Origin of the sequence: Kribbella sp. NBC_01505, assembly GCF_045040285.1 — a bacterium.
Classification (GTDB): Bacteria; Actinomycetota; Actinomycetes; order Propionibacteriales; family Kribbellaceae; genus Kribbella.
Genome location: NZ_CP109425.1, coordinates 4753334 through 4770378 on the forward strand (window position 1 = coordinate 4753334; position 17045 = coordinate 4770378).

At 67.3% G+C, this 17045-nt stretch carries 19 protein-coding genes; 10 read left to right on the plus strand and 9 right to left on the minus strand.

The window, feature by feature from the left end; genetic code table 11:
* Positions 1-28 precede the first annotated feature (28 nt).
* Both OG474_RS22445 and OG474_RS22450 read left to right on the plus strand, forming a co-directional pair.
* Positions 29-427 carry an excisionase family DNA-binding protein gene (locus OG474_RS22445; RefSeq protein WP_405064321.1) on the plus strand — a complete coding sequence of 133 codons (399 nt, stop codon included), beginning with the start codon at positions 29-31 and terminating at the stop codon, positions 425-427.
* 421 nt (positions 428-848) lie between these two features.
* Positions 849-1325, plus strand: coding sequence for a DUF3039 domain-containing protein (locus OG474_RS22450; protein ID WP_405064322.1), 477 nt, complete (start codon positions 849-851; stop codon positions 1323-1325).
* 82 nt (positions 1326-1407) lie between these two features.
* Here the strand turns inward: OG474_RS22450 and OG474_RS22455 are convergent, their stop codons facing one another.
* Positions 1408-2016 (minus strand): TetR/AcrR family transcriptional regulator, encoded by a 609-nt coding sequence (locus OG474_RS22455; RefSeq protein ID WP_405064323.1) that lies wholly within the window; start codon positions 2014-2016, stop codon positions 1408-1410.
* Between the two features lie 70 nt (positions 2017-2086).
* Here OG474_RS22455 and OG474_RS22460 point away from each other — a divergent pair, with 70 nt between their 5' ends.
* Positions 2087-3490: an MFS transporter gene (locus tag OG474_RS22460; RefSeq protein ID WP_405064324.1), complete on the plus strand. Its 1404-nt coding sequence runs from the start codon at positions 2087-2089 to the stop codon at positions 3488-3490.
* Between the two features lie 174 nt (positions 3491-3664).
* On the opposite strand, the gene OG474_RS22465 is transcribed toward OG474_RS22460, so the two are convergent.
* The 4 genes from OG474_RS22465 to OG474_RS22480 form a co-directional block, all read right to left on the minus strand.
* Positions 3665-3949, minus strand: a complete 285-nt coding sequence (locus tag OG474_RS22465; RefSeq protein WP_405064325.1) for an enoyl-CoA hydratase-related protein — start codon at positions 3947-3949, stop codon at positions 3665-3667.
* Positions 3870-4166 carry a hypothetical protein gene (locus OG474_RS22470; RefSeq protein WP_405064696.1) on the minus strand — a complete coding sequence of 99 codons (297 nt, stop codon included), beginning with the start codon at positions 4164-4166 and terminating at the stop codon, positions 3870-3872. Before OG474_RS22470 ends, OG474_RS22465 begins: the two co-directional genes overlap by 80 nt.
* A gap of 103 nt (positions 4167-4269) precedes the next feature.
* Positions 4270-5148 (minus strand): alpha/beta fold hydrolase, encoded by an 879-nt coding sequence (locus OG474_RS22475; protein ID WP_405064326.1) that lies wholly within the window; start codon positions 5146-5148, stop codon positions 4270-4272.
* Positions 5149-5188: 40 nt separating this feature from the next.
* Positions 5189-6322 (minus strand): serine hydrolase domain-containing protein, encoded by a 1134-nt coding sequence (locus OG474_RS22480; protein ID WP_405064327.1) that lies wholly within the window; start codon positions 6320-6322, stop codon positions 5189-5191.
* 80 nt (positions 6323-6402) lie between these two features.
* On the opposite strand from OG474_RS22480, the gene OG474_RS22485 reads away from it, so the two are divergent.
* Positions 6403-6984: a TetR/AcrR family transcriptional regulator gene (locus OG474_RS22485; protein WP_405064328.1), complete on the plus strand. Its 582-nt coding sequence runs from the start codon at positions 6403-6405 to the stop codon at positions 6982-6984.
* On the opposite strand, the gene OG474_RS22490 is transcribed toward OG474_RS22485, so the two are convergent.
* The gene (locus OG474_RS22490) at positions 6953-8044 is read right to left on the minus strand and encodes an MFS transporter (protein WP_405064329.1); all 1092 of its coding nucleotides are present in this window, start codon (positions 8042-8044) and stop codon (positions 6953-6955) included. The genes OG474_RS22485 and OG474_RS22490 overlap by 32 nt on opposite strands.
* Positions 8045-8182: 138 nt before the next feature.
* Here OG474_RS22490 and OG474_RS22495 point away from each other — a divergent pair, with 138 nt between their 5' ends.
* Genes OG474_RS22495 through OG474_RS22505 form a run of 3 tightly spaced genes read left to right on the plus strand, consistent with a single transcriptional unit; the run spans position 8183 to position 10982 of the window.
* Positions 8183-9583 carry a purine-cytosine permease family protein gene (locus tag OG474_RS22495; RefSeq protein ID WP_405064330.1) on the plus strand — a complete coding sequence of 467 codons (1401 nt, stop codon included), beginning with the start codon at positions 8183-8185 and terminating at the stop codon, positions 9581-9583.
* The gene (locus OG474_RS22500; protein ID WP_405064331.1) at positions 9580-10026 is read left to right on the plus strand and encodes a nucleoside deaminase; all 447 of its coding nucleotides are present in this window, start codon (positions 9580-9582) and stop codon (positions 10024-10026) included. Before OG474_RS22495 ends, OG474_RS22500 begins: the two co-directional genes overlap by 4 nt.
* Positions 10023-10982, plus strand: a complete 960-nt coding sequence (locus tag OG474_RS22505; protein ID WP_405064332.1) for an isopenicillin N synthase family dioxygenase — start codon at positions 10023-10025, stop codon at positions 10980-10982. Before OG474_RS22500 ends, OG474_RS22505 begins: the two co-directional genes overlap by 4 nt.
* 3 nt (positions 10983-10985) lie before the next feature.
* On the opposite strand, the gene OG474_RS22510 is transcribed toward OG474_RS22505, so the two are convergent.
* Positions 10986-11723, minus strand: a complete 738-nt coding sequence (locus OG474_RS22510) for a hypothetical protein (protein WP_405064333.1) — start codon at positions 11721-11723, stop codon at positions 10986-10988.
* Positions 11724-11884: 161 nt separating this feature from the next.
* Here OG474_RS22510 and OG474_RS22515 point away from each other — a divergent pair, with 161 nt between their 5' ends.
* Positions 11885-14158, plus strand: coding sequence for a hypothetical protein (locus OG474_RS22515; protein WP_405064334.1), 2274 nt, complete (start codon positions 11885-11887; stop codon positions 14156-14158).
* 27 nt (positions 14159-14185) lie between these two features.
* Here the strand turns inward: OG474_RS22515 and OG474_RS22520 are convergent, their stop codons facing one another.
* Entirely contained in the window at positions 14186-14497 is a 312-nt protein-coding gene (locus OG474_RS22520) for a hypothetical protein (RefSeq protein WP_405064335.1), read from the minus strand.
* Positions 14494-15162, minus strand: a complete 669-nt coding sequence (locus OG474_RS22525) for an alpha/beta fold hydrolase (protein WP_405064336.1) — start codon at positions 15160-15162, stop codon at positions 14494-14496. Before OG474_RS22525 ends, OG474_RS22520 begins: the two co-directional genes overlap by 4 nt.
* 75 nt (positions 15163-15237) lie before the next feature.
* On the opposite strand from OG474_RS22525, the gene OG474_RS22530 reads away from it, so the two are divergent.
* Positions 15238-15819 (plus strand): TetR/AcrR family transcriptional regulator, encoded by a 582-nt coding sequence (locus OG474_RS22530; RefSeq protein ID WP_405064337.1) that lies wholly within the window; start codon positions 15238-15240, stop codon positions 15817-15819.
* A 601-nt stretch (positions 15820-16420) separates the two neighbouring features.
* On the plus strand, positions 16421-16900 hold the full coding sequence (locus OG474_RS22535; protein WP_405064338.1) for a hypothetical protein: 480 nt from the start codon (positions 16421-16423) through the stop codon (positions 16898-16900).
* Positions 16901-17045: the final 145 nt, after the last annotated feature.

A 17045-nucleotide genomic window follows, 5' to 3' on the forward strand; every position in this document is an offset into this window, starting at 1 on the left:
TTCATCTGAAGACCGCTGGGGGACTGCTGTGAAGACCTTCGAGACCGCGAAGATCCCTGCTGAGCAGTTGGACGCCCTTGAGCAGTTCGCGGCGTCGAGCGCTGGGCCGGAGCTTCGAGCCGCTCTCTTGAGCCTGAGTCACTTCGCTCGCGAAGATGACGCTCTGGTCGTCAGCAGCGGCTCCGAATCAGTCACTCCGAACAAAGCGGCCGAGCAACTGGGTATGAGCCGTACGCACCTGTACAAGCTGCTCGACAGTGGAGAGATCGCATCGCATCGCGTCGGTCGCGACCGACGCATCCGTATGCGCGATCTTGCCGCCTTCGAAGTGCAGCGTGATGCCGACCGCCGTGAGCTCGCCGAGCGTTTCGCACACCAACGCAAGACGGCCTCCGGCGCGATCGATGAGATCGCCGACTTGCTCTGATTGGGCGTGTCGGCGATCAGTTCGCCAGGATTGGGCGCGTGCACAACCGCCGCGCCCGTCCGACCCTCCGCGCGCTCGAACACGACCTGACAAGTGGCTGGCTTGCCCCTTGCCATCAGCGCCACCTGGCCGAGGGTCGGTACGACGAGCTTCATCCGCTCAGCGAACTGCCACACCCGATCATCGCCAAGGCCGTGGGCTCGTTCGGTGCGGACCCGGCCGATGACAACTTTGTGGGAGCGATTGCGAGCTCGACTCGGGTCCGGCTTCTGGAGACGTCGCTCGGTGGCTGCCGACCGAAGAGGATCAGCGCCTGCTCAAGCGGGAAACGGCGGCACGCCTGCTGACCGAGTGGGAGCTCGAGGTTCAGCGCCGGGTCCTGGAAGCTCTGCGGGTGGTCCATGCGGGCGCCAGTCACCGGATGGAGGTACATCATCCGGTCAGCACAGAGAAGAAGATTGCTGAGATCGATCTGACTGTCGGCGTAGTACGTGATGACGGTTATGAAGCCGATGAGATCGCTCTTGAGATCATGGCCGCACAGGGGTTCGTGGGTAGTGAACTGATCTGGCAGCTCACTACGAGGGTGCTCGTCGCGCTCAGTCCGCCGGTGCAGGGCTGGGATCGTTACAAGGACACCTACTCCAATATCGCCGAGCCTGGCGCCTGGACCGCGCGTGTCGCCAAACTCAGCGCGCTCGTCGACGCCAACGAGCTGGAGGACCCAGAGCCTGGAAGGACCAGCCACTACGTGCACACCAAACATCTAGCGGGCAATACGATCGAAGGTCGTGCTGTGCGGGCGATGTGTGGCATTTACTTCGTGCCGATGCAGGATCACGAGGCGAAGCCGAAATGTGCGGAGTGCTCGACGCGATTCGCGGCCCTGCCCGGTTAGCCCGGCGACAACGACATCGCTCTGGGGCCGGGAACGCGATGTGCCGCGCGGTTCCAGATCTCGTCGGTGGCGTCCGTGGAGCTCAGCTGTGCACCCCGACGAGCTTCTGGAGGAAGCGGTCGATCTGGTCTTGGAGGGGTGGTAGGTCGGCGTCGGGTTCGTTGAGGCGGATGGAGACGGCGCCGTGGATGGCCGCGCGGAGGTCGAGGGCGATGGCGGCGGCGTCGTCGGTCGGTGCACGGCCGGCGTCCATGCAGGCTTGTACGGCGGCGGTCGCCCGGTCGGCGAGTTGCTGCTTGAAGACCAGGTGCATCCGCCGGTTCAAGGTGCTCTCGTGCAGGACCTTGTAGAGGCCGCCGTACTCGCTCACCCATGTCCCGAGGAACACCAGCCGCGCTCGTAGCCGCTCGACCGGGTCGTCGCCGCCCTTCGCCTCCGCCTGGTCGAGGTCGCGGATCAGGTCGGTGGTGCACTGCTCGAGCGCGGCGAACACCAGCTCGTCCCGGTCCGCGAAGTGGATGTACGCCGAGGTCGCGGCGATCCCGACTTCCCGGGCGATCGCGCGCATCGACAGACCTTCGTCGTCGCCGAGCTCGTTCAGCATCCGTAGCGCGGCATCGATGATGTCGCGCCGCAGCAGTTCGCCCTGGCCCCGGCGGTTCCGGCTCCGGGCCGGCGTGCTCGCGTCCATGGCGACATTGTATTGCAACAAGCGTTGCCCTACAGTCGTAGCACTACAGCTGTCCACTTAAGGATTTCAGATGAGCCAAGACAAGTCCGCCAGCGGCTCGCTGCCGACACTGGCCGCCCCCGGCAACTCGCGTCGCTGGTGGGCGCTGGGCGCCGTTGCCACCGCGCAATTGATGGTCGGCATCGACCTCACGATCGTGAACATCGCCCTTCCGTCCGTGCAGCGTGATCTCGAGCTCGCCGATCCGACCCGCCAATGGGTGATCACGCTCTTCGCCCTCGGGTACGGCGGTTTCCTGTTGCTGGGCGGGCGCCTGGGCGATCTGCTCGGGCGGCGCCGCGCCCTTCTGATCGCCTTGACCGGCTTCGCCGCAGCCTCGGCGTTGGGCGGTGCCGCGACAGGTCCAGCGATGCTGCTCAGCGGTCGCGCCCTTCAAGGCGTCTTCGCGGCGCTGCTGACGCCGGCCGTTCTGGGCACCCTGGCCACTTCCTTCCCGCTGCCGGCCGAACGCGGGAAGGCGTTCGGTATCTACGGCACCGCGATGGGCAGTTCGTCCGGCCTGGGCGTCCTGATCGGTGGAGTGCTCACCGACTACCTGGACTGGCGGTGGTGCATGTTCGTCAACCTCCCGGTCGCCGCCCTGGCAGCAGCCGGCGTCCTGTACGCCGTACGGCCGGCCCCGCGTCCTGATGGTGGTCGAGTGGATGTCGGCGGTGCGGTCCTGGCGACTGCGGGGCTGATGGCCGTGACCCTTGGATTCGCCCAGGCGCAACCACACGGTTGGGATGCTCCGGCAACCTTCCTTCCGCTGGCAGGCGGTGTGCTCCTCCTGGTCGCTTTTATCGCCGTTCAATCGCGCGTCAAGTCACCGCTGCTACCGCTGCGCGTCGTGCTCGACCGCCGGCGGGGTGGTTCGTATCTGGCGGTTTTCAGCCTCGCGATCGGCATGTTCGCCGCATTGTTCTTCTTGACCTTCTACCTGCAGAACATCCAGCACTTCACCCCCGTACGCGCCGGCCTCGCCTTTCTGCCGCTCACGGTCGGCCTGATGCTCGGTGTGCGCGCGGTGAGCCCGCTGCTCGCCAAAGCCTCGGTGCGCGCGCTCATCTGCCCGGGTTTGCTGACCATTGCCGCTGGCCTGGGCCTGCTCGGATTCCTCAACGCCGACAGCAGCTACTGGCTCCACGTTCTGCCGGTGTTCCTGCTGATCGGCCTAGGTACCGGATGGGTGCTGGTCACCGCGAACAGCACGGCAACTCTCGGTGCCGGCCCTGACACCGCGGTGGCCGGTGCCATGGTGATGACCTCGCAACAGGTCGGCGCCTCACTCGGTACGGCGCTGCTCAGCACCGTGGCCGGGACAGTCGCAGCCCGCTCCGACGCCGTACACGGCCTGAACGTCGCAAGCCTCGGAGCCGCCGGCTTCCTGTGCGTCGCCGCCCTCGCCGTCTATCGGATCGCCCGCTGTCGGTAAGCACACGTAGTAGTACCCACCAATCGATCCGGCCGCCCGTCCGCAGGCGTGAGCCGCCGTCCGCAGCTCGACCACCACATGTCGTTCCCGACGGATCGTCCGAGCAACAGGACGTATACGTCTGCTGGATCCTCGGGCCGTCGACGGTGAGCGTGATGATCGCGGTCGGTAGAGCTATACGTCCTGTCCTTCGGAGGGCGGCCCGGCATCCCCGGTGCTGTCTGGGTGGATCCCGAGTCCGAGGCGGGCACCGAAGGCGACGTGGGCGAGGCCGGATCCGAGTTCTAGAGCGGGTACGGCGTCGATCGGCGTACCGGTCAGAAGGTAGTAGCGGGCGCGTTTGGTGCCGAGTGCTTCTTGGAGGACTAGGTGCATGCCGTCACCAGGTGGCGCGTGGCCGATGGCGAAGTTGCCGTCCGAGATCGTCGCATGGTCGGCGCACAAGGTGATGTCGCACATCAGTGTCGGTCTCCTTCCGCGGTCCGGGGCCGTTGATCACGCCGATCGTCGGCACCTCGACGGAGAGGACCAGGTCCCGGATCATCGCGAGCCCGTCGGCGTACAGGGTCTGGTAGGCCTGCCCGGCCGGGAGGTCCGGTACGGCGTTCATCGTGGCGAGCGAGTCCGGGTCGACGCCGGCGATCCAGGAGTCGCCCGTGCCGCCGAAGATGATCACCTCGTTGCCGGGATCGGCCGATACGTCGCGCCATCAACGGCCTAGCGCATGCTTGAGCCCAAGGGAGAACAGGGGGCCGGGCTGAGAGTCAACCGTCATCGTCTTAGCTGGTGCGGTGCAGGAGTTCGTCGAGGATCTCCGGCTCGCGGCGGTACGGTTCGAAGTGGCCGGCGTCGCCGAACTCGCGCAAGGTTGCGGTGGGCAACTTGTTGATCAGGCGCTGGGCGGCGGGGAACGGGCAGTTCCGGTCGGCGGCGCCGTGCCACCAGGTCAGGCTGGTGGTGATCGCGGTCAGGTCGATGTCGGTCCAGGCGCCGCCCAGGGCGAGGGTCTCGTCCACCCAGCCGTCGATGCCTGGTGCGAAGGCGTTCTCGATCGCCGTGGTCTGGGCCGCTCGCCAGAGCGGGTCGCTCATGATGGCGAGATCGGACGCCGGTGCCGTCGTCATCGCGGCATCCAGCCCGGACAACGGAACGGACCGCATGGCCTCGAAAGGCCCGGCCAGGTTCCGCCGGATGGCGGCCTCGTCACCGTCGCGGGCAGCGCGGAAGCTGGCCGCGTTGAGCGGGATCATCTCGTCGTACTCGGACTCTTCCAGCGGCGGGAATCCGACCGTGATGGTGGCTGCGACGACCCGGTCGGGGTGATGTGCGGCGAAGGCGAGCACATGTGGACCGCCGCCACTGCCTCCGGTGACGTGGACTCGCTCCAGCCCGAGGTGGTCCAGGATCGCGGCGAGGTCGTCGGAGTGCTCGCGAAACCCCCGGCCGGGCAGACGGCTCGATCTGCCGAAGCCGGGACGCTCGGTCGTGATCACCTGCAGGCCGCGCTCGGTCCAGGGGCTCCGATCGGCCCGGATGCTCCAGCGCGAACCCGGCGTACCGGGCAGTCGTAGCAACGGAGTTCCGGTTCCGGTCCGGGTCCAGGCGATCGTTCTGCCGTCAGGGCGGATCAGGTCCTCGTCGAGCACGTCGTCGGTCACATCCGCGATCATCGCAACCCGCCGGGGTCAGGCCCGCCCCTCACCCCGTAACGTCCGAAAGACCCGCAGGCGTGGTCTCCGGATCTTCGGACGTTGTGGCGCTTTCCAATGCGGCGAGGAGGGAGAGGGCGCGTTCGTCGGGCTGGGCGCGGACCTCGTTCATCAGGTAGGAGAAGGCGATCCCGTGGGTCGGCCAGGCGCCGTGCCGGGAGCCGCCGGCGCCGCCGTGGCCGAAGGTGTCGGCCGGAGGGCCGAGATGAGCGCCGGCGACCCGGAGTTCGAAGCCGGCGCCGTACGCGATCTCGGATCCCCAGGTCGGCTCGATGCCGCGCCGGATCTCCCGTTGACCGAGTTCGACCGTCTCGGTCGTCAGGACGCTGCCGCTCAGGAGCGCGGAGTAGAACCGCGCCATGCCGCGAGCGGTCGCGAAGCCGCCGACCGCGGCCAGGCCGGCGCCGCGGTACTCGGGGCTGTTCCAGATCTTCTCCGCGCCCGGCACCCAGAGCGGATTGGGTCGCAGCAAGGAATCGGTCTCGGGAACGTCCACCAGTACGCCGTCCGGGGCGACCATCGTCGTCGCGCGCCCGTGCAGTTCTTCCGGCAGGCCGATCCATACCTCCAGGTCGAGCGGAGCCGCGAACTCGGCGGCGAAGAACTGGCCCGCGCTGCGCCCGTCGACCCGGCGGATCAGTTCGTCGACCAGCCAGCCCCACGTGATGGCGTGGTACATGAAAGCGGCCCGCGGGTCCGTCGAAGGAGCCTGTACGGCGAGGTGCGCCGCCATCACGTCATGGTCGAGCAGATCGCCGTACCCGGCGTCGACCCAGGCCAGGCGGGCCTGATGGGACAGCGCTTCGGCGACCGTGATCTCCCCGGCGCGGAACTCGGGCCAGTAGCGGCTGAGGGGATCGTCGAGCGACAGTTGGCCGCGCTGCACCAGCAGCAGGACACAGGCCGCCGCGAGCCCTTTGGTACCGGAGAAGATCAGCTGCACGCTGTCGCGGTCCCACGCCCGCCCGGCTTCGCGATCCGCGAGCCCGCCCCACAGGTCCACCACGAGCTCGCCGTCCCGGTACGCCGCGAACCCCGCGCCGAGCTCGCCCCGGTCGGTGAAGTTCCGCTCGAACTCCGCGGCCACGCGGTCGAATCCTGGTGCCGTCCATCCGTTGGTCATGGATAAGATAGTACCGATCGGTCTTATCTAGCGCCAGTAGATGATCCCGATCGGTACTATGAATGCCGGAGGTGGTGACGATGCCGGTCAAAGCTGGCGATCGGCTGGACCCCGAGGCGACCAGGGCGCGCATTCTGGCGGCGGCGTCGGACGTGTTCAGCCGGCGCGGGATCCATGCCGTCGGCATCAATGAGGTCGCCGAGGCGGCCGGTGCGTCCAAGCTCACGATCTACCGGAACTTCGGTTCCAAGGACGGCCTGGTCGAGGCGGTGCTGACGGACCGCACCTCGCGCGTTCGCGCCTGGCACGAGCAGGCGGTCGAACGGGCCGACACCGGCCGCGACCGCATCCTGGCGGTCTTCGACCTCGTCGCGACCTGGTACGCCGAAGCCGGGTTCCGCGGGTGCGCGATGATGAACGCGGCCACCGAGGATCGCGGCCGGGACGGCGCTCCCCAGCGGCTCGCCCGGGAGCATCTCGCCTTCTATCGCGACCTGTTCGGCCGGCTGCTGGCCGAGGCCGGCGCCCGCGACCCCGAGCTGACAGCTCGCCAGTTGGTCGTCGTACTGGAAGGCGCGACCATCATCAGTGCGGTCGATCGGAATCCCGGCCTGGGTGCGGAGGCGCGGGTCATCGTGGAGACACTGCTCGACGCGGCCTGAGGAACGCCAGGCAGAGGAGCAACGACGCCGCGGCCGCACCCGCGGCCACGACGAACGCAGTCGGGAATCCGAGCTGCTCGGCGATCAGTCCACCGACAGGTCCCGCTGCCATCACTCCGAGATCCCAGAACGACGTCATCACGCCCATCGACACTCCCGGACGCATTCCACGGACCCGGTCGAGCGTCATCGAGATGCAGGCCGGATAGATGAGTGCCAACCCGAGCCCGGCCAACGCGGTGAACGCCAGCGCTCCGGTCGCGCTCCGAGCCGCCGCGATCCCCGTCAGTGCAACCATCTCGATCCCGACGGTCGCCGCCGCCACCACGCGCCCGCCGTATCGATCGACCAACGGGCTGCCCGCGAATCGGACGATCAGAAACGTGCCCGCGAAGACTGTGAGTGCATAACCGTCGACCCGGAGCTCCTCCGCGCGCAGGTGTAGGACCAGGAGGGCCGCGATGGTGCCGTAGCAGTACGCCGCGAGCCCGATGATTGCTCCTGGCAACGGGATGCCGGAGGGTGCCAGCTCGCGGATCGGTACCAGTGGCTCGACGTGGCCAGAGCTCGGGCGGGTAGTCAGCACGAGGATCATCGAGGTACCGGCCAGTCCGGCCATCGTCCACCACACCAGGTCCCCGGTCAGGGCCGCGATCAACGGCCCGCCCGCCAGGCCGCCCCACATCGACAGTCCGAACCAGCCCGCGAGCCGCCCGCGCTGGGCAACCCGCGTCCCGGCCAGCACCCACGGCAAGGCCGCCGAGAACAATGCCGCCTCGCCCGCGCCCATGATCAGCCGCGCGACGAGCAGGGTCGGCAGATTCGGTGCGGCCAGCTGCCCGACGGCGCCGATGGCGGTCAGTGCGGCGCCTGCCAGTACGACGGGGCGCGACCAGCCGCCGTCGGCCAGCCAGCCCGCGAACGGCCGGGTGCAAGCCGTGGCCAGGAAGGCGATCCCGACTGCCGTCCCGCTCGCCAAGGCGCCTCCGCCGTACCGGGTCGGCACGTAGGTCGGCAACGCCTGCAAGGCGGCGCCGAACGCGAGATATCCGCACAGCACCGCTACTCACAATCGCTTCACCGGAACAGCCATGCGTGAGATGATACCGATCGGTCTTATCTATTCATAGACCTCCAGGTCATCAAGGTCTGCCAGGAATCCGTTGCCCGGGTGATCGGGGCGGGCCACAATCTTCGGATGGCAGCGGCTGAACCGACGACCGACGGCACGTACCGGGATCGCACGTTCGCGGTCGAGCCCGGCGGCAGCGAGGTGATTGCCGAGGAGGACAGGCACGGCAAGCCCAGCCAGCTGTTCTGGACCTGGATGTCGCCGAATCTCGAGTTCGCGACGATCTTTGTCGGCGTTCTGGCCGTAGCGGTTTACGGGATGAGCTTCTGGCAGGCGGTTGCCGGGGTGGCGCTCGGCACGGGGCTGGGTGCGCTGGCCCACTACTTCCTGTCGGCGCGGGGCCCGCGGCACGGGGTTCCGCAGATGGTGTCGGGCCGGCTGGCTTTCGGGTTCAAGGGGAACGCGCTGCCCGCCGTACTGATGTCGATCACCGCGGGCGTGGGCTGGTTCGCGACGAACAGCGTAAGCGGCGCGTATGCGCTGGCCGCACTGTTCGGCATCGGTCCGTTGCTGGGTCTGATCATCATCGTGCTGACCCAGACGGCGTTCGCGTTCTTCGGCCACAACCTGGTGCAGGCCTTCGAGAAGTACGCGTTTCCGGTCCTGGCGGTGATCTTCGCCGTCGCCTCGGTCGCGATCCTGATGAAGTCGCAGCTTGGCGCGCCCGCGCTGGACCCGGTGGTCGGCAACGGTTCGCTCGGCGGGTTTCTGCTGACGGTCGGTACGGCGTTCGGGTACGCCGCGGGTTGGACGCCGTACGCCGCGGACTACACGCGCTATCTGCCATCGACGGTGTCAGGCCGCCGTACTGGACTGTTCGCTGCAGCAGGTCTGTTCCTGTCGTGCACGGTGCTGGAGATGGTCGGCGCCGCATCGGTGACCATCGGGCCGGCCCTCTCCGACAACCCCACGCAAGCCTTCACCGGCGAGCTGTCCTCGCCGATCGCCAAGGCCACGCTGCTGGCCATCGCGATCGGGGCGATCGCCGCCAACTCGATCAACATCTATTCCGGCGCGATGGCCTTCGTGACGATCGGCGTGAAGCTGCCCGGGCACATCGCCCGTGCGCTGGTCACGGTGTTCTTCGGTGCGGCCGGCTTCCTGGTCGCGTGGTGGGCGCTGCCGGACGCGGCCACCAGCTACGAAGCCTTCCTGCTGATCATCGCCTACTGGGTTGGGCCCTGGCTGGGCGTGGTGCTCGCCGATCAGTATCTGCGGCGAGGGCAGTCGATCGCCCACTTCCTGTACGACCGGTCCTACGCGAACTGGGGCGGCCTGCTGTCGTTCCTGATCGGTCTCGTCGGATCGGTGGTGCTGTTCTCCAACCAGGAGAAGTTCACCGGCATCGTTACGAAGGCCGTGCCCGGGCTCGGTGACGTCACTTTCTTCGTCGGATTCCTGCTCGCCGGCGGCGGCTACCTGCTGTTGTGCCGGTCCAGGATCAACAGTGAGATCGTTGCGGTATGACGCCTTCGGAGATGCTCGAGGTAGCCGTTTTAGAGGCCCGCAATGGCTTGGCTGAGGGCGGGATTCCGATCGGGGCGGCGCTGTTCAGCTCGGACGGCGTGCTGCTGGGGAGTGGTCACAACCGTCGCGTGCAGAACGACGACCCGTCCGTACACGGTGAGACGGATGCCTTCCGCAACGCGGGCCGTCAACGTGACTATCGGTCCACGGTGATGGTGACGACGCTGGCGCCGTGCTGGTACTGCAGCGGGTTGATCCGGCAGTTCGGTATCGGTGCGGTGGTCATCGGCGAGAACCGAACCTTCGACGGCGGTCAGGACTGGCTGGCCGAGCACGGCGTGACCGTCACACTGCTCGACGATCCGCGCTGTGTGACGATGATGACCGAGTTCATTGCCGCGAATCCGGCACTGTGGAACGAAGATATCGGGGTCTCCGAATGAGCGCGATCACCACCATCGACATCTCCCGCTGGTACGCCGGCGGTGCCCAGGCCGATGCAGTTGCGGCGGAAGTCGACGCGGGACTGCAGCAGGCCGGCTTCATCCTCGTCACGGGGCATGGCGTTGACACCGGACTGGCTGCGCGGGTGCGGGCGGCCAGCCGCGAGTTCTTCGCGCTGCCGACCGACGTCAAGGCGCGCTATTCGGTGCCGGTGGGTGGACACGGCTGGCTCGGTCCGGGCGCGGAAGCCAATGCGCTTGCCGAGGGCACCCAGTCCCCGCCGGATCTCAAGGAGAGCTACAGCCTGGGCGCGGAGACGGCGACCGGGGATGCGGAGGTGGACCGGCTCTGGTTCGCACCGAACGTGTGGCCGGCCGAAGTTCCTTCCCTGCAAGCGCTTGTGGACGAATACACCGCGGTGATGCGGCAACTATCCGATGATCTGCTGGCGCTGTTCGCGCACGCGCTGGGATTGCCGAGCAACCCGTTCGCCACGTTGGCCGATCACCCCACGTGGACGATGAACATCAACCGCTATCCGCCGGTGAGCGTGGTGGGTGAGCCCGAGCCGGGACAGTTCCGCATCGGTCCGCACACCGACTTCGGCACTGTGACCGTGCTGGACCGCGAGCCGGGCGCGGGCGGCCTGCAGGTGTATTCCGAGTCAGGTGGTTGGGAGGACGCACCTTGGGAGCCGGGCGTGCTCACGGTCAATATCGGTGACCTGCTGGAACACTGGAGTGGACGGCGCTGGCCATCCGGACGGCACCGCGTGCTGCCGCCACAGCCGCACGCACCCGAAGAGGATCTGGTCTCGCTGATCTATTTCTACGAGGCCAACCACGACGCGGTCGTCACTCCGCAGCAGCCACCGATCGGCAAGGTGACCGGCCTGGAGCCGGTCACCTCAGCGGCGTTCATCAAGGAACGCCTCGACGCCATCACCGTCGGGTAGACCTCAGGACATCCGGGCGCCGACGGTCTGGACGACCGGTGTCAGGACCTTGTTGATCCAGTTCTCGTAGCGCTGCTTCTCAGCGGCGGTGGTCTCGTTGAGGGTGGCCTTCTTGCCAGGGTTTGGCCCCAGGCCCCCGGCCGAGCTCGAGCCGGTGACCTCGAACAGGTACGGGCCCTGGTAGCACTCCGCAGTTCTGTTCAGGGCGCCGCCGTACGAGTAGCAGCCCTTGGTGCCCCAGGCGGCGGCCAGGTCCTTGAACTCGTTGTCGTCGCCGGCTTCCTTCTTCTTGTCCTCCGCGTAGCGCGCCGCCACCAGTGCGGGATCGGCGACCGCCGTCACGGTGACGGTGAAGCTGCTGTTGCGAGCGCTCTTGTCCTTGCCGGCGGGGAGGGCGAACTCGAACTCGCATCCGCCGCGCGGCACGTCGCCGACCGTACTGGGATCTGCTGCCTTCAGCGGATTGAAGTTGGTGATCGTGACCTTGACCGGCGTCCGCTCGAAGTCCTTGGCCTGCGGAAGGATCGCGGTGATCTCGGGGTCGGTCACCAGCTTGCAGGCGTCGGGCCACTCGGAGAGCGCCACCGCGGTACCGGACTGCGGCTTGAGGCCGATCTGGTCGCCGGCCGGTTTCGCCGCGCCGAACTCGATGGCCGGCGGCGGCTTTTCCTCGCCGCAGCCTGTCAGCAGCGCTGCACTCGCCAGAATTGCCAACGGCAACCATGCCGCTCGTGACGTCACGATCTATTCTCCCCGGAGCTGTTGAGGTCTTGCGAACGGCACTGAGGATACTGCTCACGCAGTGCAGATCGCCCCGCGCCGGCGCCGTACAGACGTTGCAGGAAGTGGCAGGTTTCGGCCATTGACTTGCGTCGAGTGCGGTGCCGGGGAGACTGGGCGCTATGTTCGGGACTCCTGCGCAGTGGGCGGCCGCGGGTCACGCCGCTGCGGCGGATGCGTTTGTCGAGCGCGTCCCGGATCCTGCAGTGGCCGTGCGGATCCTGCTGTCGTTGGCCGCAGTGTCTGACTCGGCCGAGCGCCGCCTGGAACTGCTCCTGCGTGCTGGCCAGAAGGCTGCATCGGTGGAGCGTGTGGTGCCTCGGGGACTCGCGGCCATTGCCGTGACGCGTGCTGCGGTAGCTGCATCGGCGGCTGGGGTGGTCCAGGAGATCGCGGCCAATGTGGAGCCGGGCCTGGCGCTCCATCTGCAGGAGCGGTGTGCGGTCGAGCTGGCTCGATGTGGCGGCGTGCGGCAGGCTCATGCCGTCCTTGAGAGCCTTCCTGCAGTACGGCGGGATCGCGCGTTCGCCGCGGTGAGCGCGGAAGAGGCCCGGCTCTCGGGAGATCCCGAGGTCGCGCGAGCTCTTGCTGAGCAGGTGGCTGGAGATCCGGCGCGGGTTGCGGTGCTGCTTGCCGGTGGGCTGGTCGATGAGGCGTTGACGGTGCCGCTGGCAACGGTCGAGATGGATGCCGTGGGCATCGAAAAGGCGGACATCGCGCGGACGGAGCTGGCCGTGGCGCTGTCTCGGCGTGGTGACTTCGACCAGGCGTTCGAGGTCATCGCCCGGATCTCGGGTCCGCGGCGCCGGCACTATGCCCGGCTGTCTGCCGCTCGTGCAGCAGCGCCGCTGCCGGGGGCGATGCGGTTCGCGGACCTCTTTTCCGACTGGTCCCTCGGCCGGTATGTCGGTGAGCTTGCGGCGCGGGTCGAGGACATTGGTTCCGCGCTTGCGCTCGCGGAGGCGAGCGGGCGGCGTACCGAGGTCTTGCGAAAGTTTGCCGTTGTGATGGCCCGGCGTGGAATGGTGCCGGAGGCAATGGAACTGGTGGACGACCTCGAGCCGGATACGGTGAGCGCGCTCGAGTTGGCTGAAGCGGTTGCTGGGCAGGGCGATCGGGACATTGCGCTCGCGATGCTCACCGACCCGGCGATCTGTATGCGGTACGACTTCGAGAATCCCCCTCCGGCGTACGACGTCGTACCGGGTGCACGTGCGGCGGGAGCCCATGGGGAACTGGCGCACGCCCTGGCCGCCGTCGAGTTCGCGCGGGAGTGGGACAAGGGCGCCGTACGGCGGAAGGCTGCGCGAGCGGCCGCTATTCAGGGGCACCCGCGTACGGCGCTTGCTCTGGTGGCGGGGATCGACAGTGAAGAGGGTCGGCGGCATCAGACGGCAGCGGTGCTTGCCGCAACCGCGGCCCGAGGCGACCTGTCGGATGCGTTGGCGTTGCTGGATGAGCACGTTCCTTTGCGGGACCAGCTCTACACGCTGGTGGTGATCGGCCGCGGCCTCGTTCGAGCCGGTCGGGTTCCGGCCGCGGGTCTGCTTGCTCGAGCGGAGGCTTTGGCCGCAGAGGTCGCTGACCATGGGGATGTGGTGCCTGCGTTCGCGCTGGCTGAGCTGGCCGCGGTGGCGGGGCAGGTTGAGCGGGGCGTGATCGACGCGGCGCGCGTTTACCGGCCGCCGGATCTGCCGCTGATCCGTGATCAGCTCAATGGTCCGACGTACGCGTTCATGCGGCACATCGCTTGTGCTGCGGCCGCGCAGGGGCGGATCGATGAGGCGCTAGCGATTACTGAGCCGTGTCATGCGCTGGTGATGGCTTCGGGTGTTGGTGGGCATCTCACCGCTGCGCTGGCGATGGCTACCGGCATCGCGACCGAGCAGGCTGCGCGGCGATACAGCCAGCCTGTTGCCGTGCATCGACGCGACATCGTCATCAATCTGTGTACGACGCTGGCTGGTGCGGGTATGGCCGATCGCGTTGTGGAGGCTGCGTTGACGCTGCCGCCGCGGTACCGCGATGCTGCGCTCAGGATGGCAGGGTTGGCCGCGCTTGAGCACGGGTACGCGGAAGCCGGTTTGGAACTGTTGTGGCTGGTCGGCGGATCCCGGTCGGCCGTCGCCGAGGTGGCGATCGCAGATCTCGCTGCAGGGCTGGCGGTTGCGGAAACCATCGGCAAGGACATCTACAGCGGCCGCGAACGAGCCTTCCTCAACGTCGCCACCATCGCCGCCTCCCGCGGCCTGCTCGCCGAAGCCGGTGCCGCGGTCGCCCGCATCCCTCTCGACAGTTGGGCGCTCTCCTCCGCCTGGCGCAACATCGCGGGCCGACTCGACGAGGCCGATCGGCAGACCTTCGCGGCCGCTTATCTGACAGCCCGGGGTGTTTAGGCGCCAGGGTGTTTAGGCCGCAGGGCGTTAGGCCTCAGGGTTTTGGCGTAGGCGCTTTCGCTCGGCGAGGACCGGGAGAAGTTCGCTGAGGACGCTCATCGCCAGGCCCACCACGAAGATCGCGCCGGCGGACTTCATGTGCTCCGGCGCGCGTTCCTTGGCCGCGACCTTCTCGTCGTAGGTCTCTTTGTTTCCGCTCTGGTCGACGCAGACGTCGCCGGGCTCCATGCCCTGTGAACCGCACATGTCGCCGGACAGCGTCGTACCGCAGGAGACCACGAACCAGATGCTGCCTATGACGAGCGCGGCAATGCCGGCGTACTTGATGAGGCGGGTCATGTTTGGGTCTCCGTCCAGTCACCGATGATGCGGGCGAGTTGTGCTGGGGTATCGCGGGCGATCAAGTGGCTCGCTTCTTTCACTTGCGCGACCATCAGCGTCGGATGGTCGGCGCGGAATCGGTCCACGTCGGCGTCTCTCACCGGCGAGGCTGGACCAGCCCGGACCAGCAGAATCGGTAGCTGGAGCTTGGAGTTCTGCAGTTCCTCGCGGTGCTCGAAGATGTCCGCGATGAGTTCGGGGTTCTCCTCAAGAAGGCCTTGCTCGTCGAGCCAGCCGCGAGCGTGCTCTGGATCGAGATGCGGCAAAACATCAACCAGCACCAACCCGGCAACGCCCTCTACTTTGTTCTCGGAGAGAGCGCGTACTGCCGCCAGTCCACCAAGCGAGGCGCCCACCACCATGGCTGCCTTCTCCTGCCGGATCATCGCGGTCACGTCCTCCGCGATCTCCTCGAGCGTCTTGGCAGCTCCTTCGCTCTCCCCGTGGCCGCGCAAATCGAACGCCACCGTCCGCAGCCCACGCCGATCAAGCGCCGCCGCGATCGGCGCCCACACACCCCGCTCCTCACCACCGGCATGAAGCAACAAGACCGTTGGGCCTGCACCAACCGCCGTACCGCTAAGTCGCACGTCTCCTCGGTCGAGGACGACTTCAGCCATCATTCCTCCTTACCTTGACCACTCAAGGTAAGGAACCTATTGCCTCCTACCTTGATGCGTCAAGGTACATTCGGCGCTGTGACGCCACCGCGAATCCGCAGGCCCCCCGAGGAGGCACGCCTCCTCATCCTCAACGCAGCCGCCGCCCTCCTCGCCGAAGGAGGCGCCCCCGCCGTACAGGTCCGCGCCGTAGCCGCCCGAGTAGGCATGACCGACACCGGCGTCACGCACCACTTCCAAAACCGCGACAACCTCCTACAAGAACTCCTCCGCCACGGCGGCCGCCAACTGCGCACAGCCCTCCAAACCGCCATCGCCTCATGGCTCGAGGACAGCGCCGACCTCCACGCCCTAGTCCAAGCCTTCGCCGACGTCTACAACCAGGGCTACGGCGAACTAGCCATCGCCCTCCACGCCGCCGGCTGGCGAGACACCGGCAGCGGAATGCTGGACCCAGTAGTCGACGCCCTACACCAACTCCGCCCCGCGACCGCATCCCTAACCGACACCCGCCTAGCCGTAGCCGCCCTACACCAGGCAATGGCCACCGAATCCCTCTACGGCCCCGCCTTCCGCCGAAGCGCCGGCCTAACCACCTCCACCTCGGCTGACCAACTCACCTGGTGGACCCGCCAACTCCACCTAGCCCTAGACCTCTGACGCCACCATCCCCGCGTGCTACGCAGTCGCTCCTTCGTCACTCCCGCTACGCGCGCACCCGCCCACCCTCAGTTCCTCGCGGGCTATCGCCCGCGCCCAACCACCCCGGGGCTGGCGTGCCAGCGGATGCCTCGTGGGGTTCGTTGGAGCCTTCGTCAAGAAGCGCCTCGACACCATCCGCCAATTCAGCCGCAGGGCAAGTTGCATCTTGCTGCAGCAGCGAATTGTGGCCGCAGGAACACGCTGACACATAGTGTTGAGAGCACTCCAGGCAGTGGAGGGCGGCTTGAGAGTGCTGGGGAGGCGCGTGCAGATATGACGTCCGGACGGGCCGCTCGAGGGGCCGTCTTGATGTGCGCGCCGTGTTCGAGCTGAGCCTGGATGTGAGTCGGAGACTGCCGGTTCACTGATGGGAAACCGCGAGATCTTGCAGAAGCTGCTGCAAAATCCGAGGCGGCGTGCCTGCGCTCCAGAGGTCGAACGAACAGGCTCCTGCCGCTAGCTGTCCGGCTGCCCGTGCGTACTGCATGGTCACTTACCGCGCTGCAAGAAGGGCGACGGCGTCCTCAAAGTGGCTGGCTGTGTTCACGTCGTGCTCGAGATGACTGACTCGCGGCGCATTGGTTGGGGAGAGTACTTCGACGAGGCCGAGCGGAACCGCGATGCGGTCGCTGCGATCGGCATCGTCCGTACGCCGGACCAGAACGACGGCCAGTCGATCCGCGTGCTCGGGCCACGGCGCCTCGTCCTGGCGTTTGATCCGACCAGTGACGATCCTGAACTGCTGCGCACTGTCGTACTGCTCATCCGCACGGTCGCGCTCACCGCCACCTCGCGGACTGGAACCAGCGAAGTAGCCACCGCCGAGGAGAAGATCGAGGAAGCACTCGGGCAGTTGGGCAGGCTCACCAAGGTCAAGAAGCTCGCGGATGGTATTCAGAAGAAGGCCGGAGCTATCGACAGCGAGTGCACCGGCTTGAATGCGTCCATCCGCCGGCTGCTGGACGATGCGCTAGTCGCGCTGGCAGGCTCTTCCAGCATACCGGCGCAGCTGACAGGCGTTCCGTCCGGCGCCGCCTGACACCCTCCGAAAGTTAGGACCAATCCGTCAACAGTCCCTTCCCGGCCAGCCGGGATCAGAGGCCGGCTTCGGATAGAGGAGCCGGCCTCATTCAGTCGTAGTCCTAATCGGCTCGCGGATGTAGAGCCAGGCATGCGGCGACGGC